We start from the raw sequence: 9,471 nt of genomic DNA, 5'->3' as shown, positions 1-9,471 counted from the left end.
ATTTGACGGCACAGGGATATGTGAATGCGTTGATTGCGTTAAAAAAGACCGCGGCTTCATACTGAATCATGAACAGTGAACTCACTCTGGACAGCGTGATTAAAGCGTATCCGTTACCCGAAACAGCCTTTTCTCAGGATTTCTGGAAACTGGCACTCAGTGCCAGACACCAGCAATCGCTGCTTGAGCGGGAAGGCAATGCCGACGAGGGAATGGCAATTAATAACGCACTGTATTTGCTGCTCAGCAAATACATTCCCAAAGCAGAAATTTCAAGTGACTCCACCGTTTACCTGAAGAATTTACTTTCTGCCATAAAACAAGCCCGCTATGAGTTTTCTGAAGTCTGCTATGCAAGTGATTACGCGAGCGACGTATTCCAGGCGTTTTATGCGTTCGTCCTCAGTGAATTGGCCCAGGTTGAAAACAGCATCCAGGCGCCAGCGAAAACGCTTGAACCGTCACCACCCTCCAATGCTACGAGCACTGATGATGGTCAGGACAATAAGCACAGCCCGGAGAGTCGTTCCGGGTGGCTAATCAAACTGCTTAGAAAGGCGCTCGTATCACCACTCGTGTCCTACATATTTTACCTTCTGCCAGCCGGGTATTTTTTTATCCAAATACCGCATCTTATTCGCTACGTTGCTACCGCCTATTTTATTGCCTACTGTATTCACGTATTTCTGATGGCCAATGACCCTGATGATAAAAAGGGGATTGAATTAGTTATCATTGCGGGGATTTATGTGTCAATCACAGGGCTATTTATACCCTTTGTGTAAAGCAAATTGAGGCGGTGAGCGAATTGCCCACCGCATTCATCGTTTCATGCCTGACAAAAAACTAAAAGATACATTTGTTGCCACGACAAGGCTTGAGTCCGTTATTGTTGTCATTGTCGTTGGTAACTACAACCTCGTCACTCCATGCGGTCCAGTCTGAACTTCCCGCGCTGTTCAATGCGCGAACGCGATAGCGATAAGTCCCCTTTCCGCTGGCATCAACATACGCTTGCGTATTTTCTCCCAACGTTGCAACGATGGTGGTGGCTCTGAAACGGCTCACGTTGAACTGCTTTTCCCGTTCAATTTCAAAGCTGGTTTCGTCGTCGCTGTAATCTATCCAGCTGAGCAATGCCGTTCCATCCTGTCCGTCAGTGACCACAAGTTCACCCGGCGCTTCTGGCACGGTTGTTTCAGGCGGCAAGTCTTGGGTGATGGTGCACATCTCAGCAGAAGCCTCGGTAACATTACCAGCAAGATCCCGCGCGCTTACCGTAAAGCAATACTCGCTTGATGGTGATAAACCGCTTGCAGTAAACGCAGTCTCAGTCTGCCACTCACTGTTCTCACATCCCACGTCACCATAGGTACAGCTGAATAGATAGGAAACCACGCCACCGCGGTCATCGGTTGCAACCACCGACTCCATGGCTATCTCGGTTGCACTTGAAGAATACGGCTCAACAGCAAACTGCATTGGGTTAGGGTCTGGTGGCATGGTATCCGCTGCGCTCACGGTGATCTGCCCGTCAAGATAGTAGTGTCCCTGACTGCCATAATCTGTGGCATACAGGCTGTCCGAACCATACACTTCCAGCACATACAGACCTTCAGACACTGACGTTGATAATGTCGTGCTGGTTTCATAACTATCGGCGCTTTCTACAAGCAATGTGCCTTGGGCATCGTACAAACGCAAGCCAATATCGAGGTTACTGCCCCGACGCCCTGTTCTGGTGAACGCATGCCAGGCAGGCGTGGCTGTAATGGATAATGTGCCGGTGCCGGCAGTAAACTGAAACCAATCCGTGTCGGCTACCTGAATACTCCCCTTGTTATGGTTGCTGACATTACCCGGGTCGATTTCCCGGTTGGTGGCACTGAAATTTCCATCATCATCGATAACCAGCGCAACCGGGCTATCAATGGCTCCCGAGGTATCTGCGCTGGCGCCCAACTGTGCGCGAAGAATTGCAATATCATCCTGGCGTTGATTCGCGTCCGGATAATCGCCTTTACTCCACTGGGTCACATTTTTGTTGTAGCCAACGCCCATGATTGGTGCCCAGCTCGACGGATCGCTGTCTCTTCCCAAGCCACGAAAATAGCTGGTCGTGGAGGTGCCATCGTGTGCCAGTCCAAAGTTGTGTCCCATCTCGTGAGATCCGGCCTCGGCCATGTAGGTGGCCACACCGCCGCCCAACTGGTTGTAGTACACCAACGCTGGCTGATAGTAGGTATAGTTGCTTCTGCCCCACACACCAATATAAGCCACACCCCCAGCGCCCTGACTAGGCATGGCATTGCCGTTTTTATCGCGATCCTTGGTAAACAATAACCAGCCGGTGTTGGGACCAAACTCATCCGGCGCTTCAGTTGTTACATTCACATTGAACGCGGCAAAATCGTCGGCAATCCGCGTCCATATTTCATGAATGCGGGCCCGCTCTGTATCGTTAAAACTTGTAGGGTTGCCGTCCAAATCGAAAGGCAGGGTATCATAATAGGCTCCCGCTCCCCACGCTCTGCCACTGAACGCACCACCGTCGAAGTCGAGGAAAATAGTGTTGTCTGCAAGCGGGTTAGAATGCAGTTTAAGCACGTCAATGTCAGGCAACACTGTGGCTGGTGCATCATTTGACGCCAGCGCGGCGTCTGCCACCAGCCCTTCCTCCACGTAAAACAGCTCTCCGCTGTTATCAGCGTTCATAAAACGCTGATCAACAGCGGGAATACCCAGTGCAGATAAACGACGTAATGCACGATCTCTGGCTGCCTGAGGCATGCCGATCAACGCCTGTTTCAACTTGCCCTCCGGTACGTCTTTTAGCGCCTGAGGCGGCAGGTTTTCAGAAAGTTGAGGTAGTGGCTTTGCGAAGCTGGCCGTCGCAACAAACGCGCTCATACAGCCTGCTAAAACACTGAGTGTTAAGTGAGAAGAAAATTTCATTGTTACTTGCTCCAAACAGATATAACAAGGTCATTTGGAACGGAAAGTTAGCCTGAGCACGGGTCCCTGATGCTAACTGGCCAGCAATCCCGCTATCGTAGAGTATGCACTCCTTAGACCGGTGACTTTGCGTCCCACGCTTTCGCGTGGTTTGCCCAGTTGTGTTATTCACACACCAACAGCGTATCAGGTGAGCATCACTGTCACTGTATGTAGTTCAATCGGGATGTGTCGGCAGGCATACTTTTTGGCGGGTATGTATCGGCTCTATTACCACGCTGGCGTATTGCGCCTGAATCTAATTTGTCTTGATAAACAATGAATAATTAAATCTGCAGTTCAAAACAACGCAGTGACTGGTGACGTGGAGACCAGAGACCGGAAATCAAAGAAAGCCACACAAGACGTTTTCAGTAAAATGCTTCGTCAGGTGCGTAACTGGCTTTTGATGCTTACTGTGTTATTGACGTTTGAATACGCGAATAACGAAATCGGCTGTCACGGCAAAGTCAGCATCCACCAGCGACTGCGCCTTGTCTTGGGGTAAACGCCAGTAGTAAGGGGTCATTTCCATTAATGCCTGGCGCATAGCGGCGTTGCTGAAGTTTATGGGAAAAGATAGAACGTCTTTTGCCACCAGATCAAAGCCAGGCATAACCACGTCTTTGTCTTCATGTTGACGGGGCGCGTCGTAGATGGCTTGTTTTATTTCCCACAAGTGGTTTGGACCGGGGTCGACCATAATGCACAGGCCGCCCTCAGCAATTACCCTTGCATATTCCGCCGCATGACCGGGTGCAAATACTTGCAGTACTGTTTGTAATGACTGGTCTGCAACCGGCAATCGGGTGCTGCTGGCAACGGCAAAATGGCAGGTTTTATACCGCTTCGCCGCGATATCGACCGCGTGCTTAGCAATGTCACTTCCCCAGGCAACTGCCTCAATATCTGCGGCTTTTAATGCGTGCTGAATAACACCAAGATAACTGCCTTCTCCACAACCTGCATCGTACAGGTTAAATACCGGCCACCGTGCAGATTGCGTATGTTGAATAATGTGGCTGGAGATCGACTGCATGAGCGGCAAATAGCCTTCGCCGTCGTGGAAGCAACGACGGGCATTCAGCATGATTTTATCGTCGCCAGGCTGTTTTGAATTTTTGTGTTGAACCGGCAGCAGATTCAGATAGCCAGATTTGGCTTCATCAAAACTATGGCGGTGTTCGCAACGCCAGGTTTTACCTTGCTGAGATAGCGGGTGCTGGCATAAGGGGCAGTGCCACATAGACGGCTCCGATTCAAAAAGGCGCTATGCTACCCCTAATGCGGCTAGGTGTCACTAACAATGGAAAGTGGCACTTCGTCAACGTGTTCCCCTATGTCATCAATGTTCAGTGACGGATCGTCGATACTGGCCTCGAGCATATCGAATGCTTCCTGACAATATTGCGCAAGCGGTTGCAGCGACTTTATGGTTTTGTTGCAACACACCATGCCAATATTGGCGGTGCCGTTATAGGTCATTAATGTGATGTTCACCCCGCCCCCAGGCGTCATCGTAGAGATGGGGTAACACCCCAACAACTCACTGTCTTTGAAATACTTAGCATGGGTAGGACCTGGTACGTTAGAAATCAGAATATTCGCAATAGGACGTACCCAGTTAGAAATACGCAGCCACTCAAAGACCAATGCGATTGCCTGTATACCAATGGTATAAGCACTAAAAGCGGCAGGTCGGGCGCGTTGCGCTGCGTGTTTCACAACCCGGTGGTGATAAATAATTTGCCGTAATCTCAGGTATGGGTCGTGTTCGGCGTGCGCTAACTGCACAGGTACAATGGCAATCTTGTTCCCGCCGGTTTTTTCACCGGGTTTACGCAGGTTAATGGGCATATTGGTGTAAAGCGCTTGCTTAAAAATATGACCGTGGTCCTGCAACAATCGGTGAACACCAATATCAAATGCCGCCAGTAACACTTCATTGGCCGATGCCCGGGTGCGTCTGGCCAGTGATCGTATTCGGCCAAAATCCAGGTCAAACGTGGCAACAGCCCTGCCCGCCTGCACCTGACCGGTGAGTACGGTTCGCGTTCCTGAAAACGGTACCGGCATATAGTGACGATTAATGCGCAGTAGCCGAAGCAACAGCCCCAACAGGATCACCAGCACATCTTTCGTAGTCATGAGAAATTCCCAAACACCCAACCAGATGCGCTTTATCCGCTTGTACTGCTTAACCGGCGTATGCCGCAAACGCTTAATGGCCCAAACAGGCGTAAAGCCAGTGCTTTGCGGTTCATCCAGATAGCCCGCCTGAAACCAACGAACCAGGGTTGCACCGTCGCCATACAAGTGATGCACCCTGGCATAAATGGCGAAGGTGTGATGTGTCGGATCATACAGAAAATGGTATTGCCATAGTGGCTTCTGTGGGTCGAGACGGGTTTCATGCATACGGGCAATAAAACGGTCCAGTGCTTCTCTGTCATCAATATTTTCAATCTGATGGCACTGCACGTGGTAATCCATTTGCATATGTTTTACGGGCTGTAGGCCGAGCGGCCAGATACCAATGGCTTTTACCCGACAATTAAACGGCGGACACGCCCTGGCAAAGCCCTGCATTTCCTTGTGCAGCGAAGTCACATAGGTTTTCGGATCCTGCCCTTCCGGAATAGACAGTAATTGCAAACAAGCTACGTGCTTTGGGTTAGCCTGTGACTCCGTGATCCAGAATGACTTGTCAAGAAACGACAGCTTTCTTGCCATATCCTTTACCCCTCCAGTACATCGTTACCAGTCAGGTTTGCCATGGAATGGTGTTCTATGGCGCTTTGCAGCTGACTGAGGGTTTGTTCATCCAATGCAAATCGTGGCAGTAGTGCCGTCATGATAAGACTTAGTGCATGAAACTTCTGTGATATAGGATCATTCACTGCCCGCAAATCATCGTATTGACTGCTTTGGGTCAAAATCATGCTGATTAAATCCACCATCATGCGTTGCTGTGCAGACGTCGCAGCGAGTTGTTGCTGTGCAGCAAATCGCTGCAGCAAACTGTACAAGCCTGCTTCTAATTGTTTAATTAACGATTTATGCAGGCGTTTGGCGCGAGGGTATTTTTCGGCAATGTCTGCCGGACTGCGATATAGAAAACGAAACACCTGTAGCTTGTCGATCACAATGGCAAGAAAATAGAAAAAGTCTTCAACGGTGACTTTGTCGAGGGTGGCGGGGCGAAACAACTGTTGCATTTCAGTGTTGTGCCATTCAATAAGCGCATCCACAATGAGCTCTTTGCCCTTGAAGTGGTAGTACAGGTTGCCCGGGCTGATATCCATTTCCATTGCAATATCGACAGACGTAACACTGTTTTCGCCATGTTCATTAAATAGCGCAAGTGCGGTGACTAAAACCCGTTTTGCGGTTTTCCCAGCCATGGTGTTTATCCCAACATCAATAAGTACAACTGCGCAAATCCAGCCGCCATGCCCAGAATCGCCCCGGTAACAATGAGTTTCCATTCATCCTGCTGATAAGCCGGCCTGAGCACACCTTCAAACTCTTCCGAGCTCAGCGCCTGCATACGCTCACACAAATCGTCCCCTACTCTGAGCGCTTCGTTTGCGTAATCAAAAGCATAGTACAAATATTTGTCTGAATCCTCGAACAAGCGTTTTACGGCCATCGATTTCATTTTGAAGTAATTCTCAGAACCCACGCCCAGTGCGAAATACGGCTGAGCAATGGCCACATAGCGTTCGATGGCGTCGTTAACATGCAGCTCGATGAGTTCCAATAGCTGGGCGGACCCGGAACCGTGCAGGATCATATGGGTGATGTTTTTCGGGTTAATGAGCTTTTGCTCGATGATATCGGCGTACACCCGGGATACCTCGGTTTGCCGTTTCAGGAACATACCCTGAATGGTTAAACCGGCAAAGCGTATTGGCTGTTTCGGTTCGAAAATAATTTTAATTGCAATCCAGTTAGTCGCGTACCCTACCAGCAAGCCGCCTAACGGGAGGATCCACCACGCCTGATAGAAATACCAAAGCGCCATGGTTGGCAGACCAAACAAAAAGCCGAAATAAAAGCCAGACTGAACAATGAATGGAAATTCTTTTTCACCCGAGCGCAGGAAGATTTCGTTAATCAGCTCCGGTGAGTTAACTAACTGCTCAACCACCAGTTCTTTAATATCGAGGATTTCATTGACGTTATGCTGGAAGTCCTCGACCATTTTCGACACCACATAAGGAATGTCGTCTTCGATACGGCGGTAAACCAGGTTCTTGCCCTGCACCGGTAACGCAGCCCACACCGTGGGTGCTGAAGACTCCATAACCTCGTTTACGATTTTGCGTACAACCTGGTGCAGCCGGTGTTCAATGGCTTTGGTGAGGGCTTCAGGTTCAAGTCGGTTGGCGAGCTCTTCTACGCTCAGCAACTTGCCTAACACCAACTCTACCTCGATTTCTGCCATTTGCTTTCGCTTGGCAGGAATTAGCCCCTGCCAGCCAAAAACTGGCGGAATACCGACGAATTTCAGCGGGTAAAACATCATTTTTACCGCCAGGTAGTTTGTGCTCCACCCCACCAGCGCACTGATAAGCGGGATAGACAGCAAACTCAATGTTTGTAAATTCCAGTCCATGTTGGTGCTACGTATCTTGTTTTTAGTATTTGCCGTACTCAGGCTACTGACTGCTGACGCATGGGTCAACTTAACTTTATTTATAGATGAAATAAATCATGTAAACCCTGATTAGTTCAAAAAAAGCGTAAAAATGCAGTTAAATTGAACGAATTAGCGCTTTCGTGGCTATAAGTTACAAATTCACATACACTTTACAAATATAAGTGGGTTTTACTGATATTGGGTAGCGGATTCTAATTTTGCTACCTACACTGCCAGTAAACAGGTAGTCCCAACGCCGGGGAGGAAGTATGTCTCTGTTTTCTACACAACTTTCGGATATCGAAAAAGCGCTCGAGCAAGCGAGCAGCTACGCCGAGTACCGCGATGCCTGTTTGGCGCACGACGCCTTGTCGGGCGCCAATGAATGGAAAGCTAAAGATCCCTGTCGGGACTATGACTACCGGTTAATTCGCAAACGGGTGCAGCGCATCAAGCTGGCACAAAGCCAACACGATATCCCTGCCCTGATGTCTATCCTGCACGAAGGACTGCATGGCAATCTGGGGAATATCGCCAATCCTGAGCTACTCACGCACTGTAAAATCGGTACCAAGCACCTGATTCAGGAGTTCATTGACCAGGTTGTCAGTGCCCTCGAGCAGATATATACCGCCGACGAGGACGTTGTCGACTTTTACGACAAGCTCACATTTTTTGAAGAAACGGCCCATGCCTATGGCCGCAGCTGTCTGATGCTGTCTGGCGGTGCGGGGTTAGGCTTTTTCCACTGTGGAGTGGTGAAGTCGCTTAATGAACAAAACCTGCTACCTTCAGTCATCTCCGGCGCCAGTGCAGGCTCAATCATTGGCGGCATGCTGGCAACCCGAACTCACGACGAACTGCTGGAGTCACTGAGTGCTGAGTTCATTTACGAACACTTCAAGAACTGGCGTTTATGGGGCGGCCTTGGCAATAAGAGTCTGCTCGACAGTCGGGCACTGGAAAATACCCTGATCGCGTTGTTTGATTTAATGACGTTCGAAGAGGCCTATGCGAAAACCGGACGGCACGTTACGGTAACCGTATCACCCGCCGATCTACACCAGTATTCGCGATTGTTAAACGCCAAAACATCACCCAATGCATTAATTACCCAGGCCGTTCGCGCGTCTTGCGCCGTGCCCATGTTGTTCACGCCAGTGCAACTGAAAGCCAAGACGGCTGATGGTGACATTGTTCCTTATATTCCCAACCGCCGGTTTGCCGATGGCTCCATTATGGCTGATTTGCCGTTTCAGCAACTTGCGCGTTTGTACGGGGTTAACCACAGTATTGTGAGCCAGACTAATCCACTGGCAGTGCCGTTTCTTACCGGTGCACGCTCACATGCGAAAACCCTTACCAGCATGACCCTCAGGCATATTAGCCAGTTGGCCAAAGCCAACAGTATTTTTGCTTTCGACATTATGGAGCAGTTGGTGCCGAACCGCGGCGGCAAGCTCGCCATTCACAAAATTCGCTCAGTGATCGACCAGCAATACGTTGGCAACATTAATATTCTGCCAGACAAGCAAATCCGTAACCTGATGCAAGTGGTGGCTAACCCGACGCTGGATAGCATCAAAACGCTTATTGAGAGTGGCGAACGTGCGACATGGCCTCAGCTTGATGTAATCAGGCGCAACACGCTGATCAGTGAAACCCTACGCAACAAGTTAAGAGCGTTGAAGCAACGCGAAGCCCGCCTGTTTGAGCACGAGCCGGTTTAGTTTTCGGAGTCAGTTGCGGGTAAAGCGACCCGCAACCATTCAGACTATCTCGTAATGAGGGCAAGCTCTACATCACGCTGTAGTACTACCCACCAACGATTT

At 49.7% G+C, this 9,471-nt stretch carries 7 protein-coding genes and 1 riboswitch; of the genes, 2 read left to right on the top strand and 5 right to left on the bottom strand.

Features of this window, described 5'->3' with window-relative positions; genetic code table 11:
• Nucleotides 1–68 precede the first annotated feature (68 nt).
• Entirely contained in the window at nt 69–785 is a 717-nt protein-coding gene (locus AC4MRN_RS16855) for a hypothetical protein (RefSeq protein WP_491203931.1), read from the top strand.
• Between the two features lie 61 nt (nt 786–846).
• On the opposite strand, the gene AC4MRN_RS16850 is transcribed toward AC4MRN_RS16855, so the two are convergent.
• The 5 genes from AC4MRN_RS16850 to AC4MRN_RS16830 all read right to left on the bottom strand — a co-directional run bounded on the left by AC4MRN_RS16850 (nt 847) and on the right by AC4MRN_RS16830 (nt 7,615).
• On the bottom strand, nt 847–2,955 hold the full coding sequence (locus tag AC4MRN_RS16850; RefSeq protein ID WP_491203930.1) for a zinc-dependent metalloprotease family protein: 2,109 nt from the start codon (nt 2,953–2,955) through the stop codon (nt 847–849).
• 79 nt (nt 2,956–3,034) lie between these two features.
• A riboswitch (cyclic di-GMP riboswitch) is annotated at nt 3,035–3,121 on the bottom strand.
• Between the two features lie 294 nt (nt 3,122–3,415).
• Nucleotides 3,416–4,240, bottom strand: a complete 825-nt coding sequence (locus AC4MRN_RS16845; RefSeq protein WP_491203929.1) for a putative RNA methyltransferase — start codon at nt 4,238–4,240, stop codon at nt 3,416–3,418.
• A gap of 44 nt (nt 4,241–4,284) precedes the next feature.
• Nucleotides 4,285–5,727 carry a wax ester/triacylglycerol synthase domain-containing protein gene (locus AC4MRN_RS16840; RefSeq protein ID WP_491203928.1) on the bottom strand — a complete coding sequence of 481 codons (1,443 nt, stop codon included), beginning with the start codon at nt 5,725–5,727 and terminating at the stop codon, nt 4,285–4,287.
• Nucleotides 5,728–5,732: 5 nt separating this feature from the next.
• Nucleotides 5,733–6,398 carry a TetR/AcrR family transcriptional regulator gene (locus AC4MRN_RS16835; RefSeq protein WP_255053004.1) on the bottom strand — a complete coding sequence of 222 codons (666 nt, stop codon included), beginning with the start codon at nt 6,396–6,398 and terminating at the stop codon, nt 5,733–5,735.
• Nucleotides 6,399–6,403: 5 nt separating this feature from the next.
• Nucleotides 6,404–7,615: a DUF445 domain-containing protein gene (locus tag AC4MRN_RS16830; protein ID WP_073322278.1), complete on the bottom strand. Its 1,212-nt coding sequence runs from the start codon at nt 7,613–7,615 to the stop codon at nt 6,404–6,406.
• A 293-nt stretch (nt 7,616–7,908) separates the two neighbouring features.
• On the opposite strand from AC4MRN_RS16830, the gene AC4MRN_RS16825 reads away from it, so the two are divergent.
• Nucleotides 7,909–9,369 carry a DUF3336 domain-containing protein gene (locus AC4MRN_RS16825; protein WP_491203927.1) on the top strand — a complete coding sequence of 487 codons (1,461 nt, stop codon included), beginning with the start codon at nt 7,909–7,911 and terminating at the stop codon, nt 9,367–9,369.
• Nucleotides 9,370–9,471 lie beyond the last annotated feature (102 nt).

It is taken from the genome of Marisediminitalea sp., assembly GCF_984433645.1.
The sequence above is the reverse complement of the archived record's forward strand: the minus strand, read 5'-3'. Positions and strand labels throughout refer to the sequence as shown.

Coding starts and splice junctions, on each gene's coding strand:
- AC4MRN_RS16830 (WP_073322278.1), bottom strand. CDS start 7,615: ATGGACTGGAATTTACAAACATTGAGTTTGCTGTCTATCCCGCTTATC.
- AC4MRN_RS16845 (WP_491203929.1), bottom strand. CDS start 4,240: ATGTGGCACTGCCCCTTATGCCAGCACCCGCTATCTCAGCAAGGTAAA.
- AC4MRN_RS16825 (WP_491203927.1), top strand. CDS start 7,909: ATGTCTCTGTTTTCTACACAACTTTCGGATATCGAAAAAGCGCTCGAG.
- AC4MRN_RS16840 (WP_491203928.1), bottom strand. CDS start 5,727: ATGGCAAGAAAGCTGTCGTTTCTTGACAAGTCATTCTGGATCACGGAG.
- AC4MRN_RS16835 (WP_255053004.1), bottom strand. CDS start 6,398: ATGGCTGGGAAAACCGCAAAACGGGTTTTAGTCACCGCACTTGCGCTA.
- AC4MRN_RS16855 (WP_491203931.1), top strand. CDS start 69: ATGAACAGTGAACTCACTCTGGACAGCGTGATTAAAGCGTATCCGTTA.
- AC4MRN_RS16850 (WP_491203930.1), bottom strand. CDS start 2,955: ATGAAATTTTCTTCTCACTTAACACTCAGTGTTTTAGCAGGCTGTATG.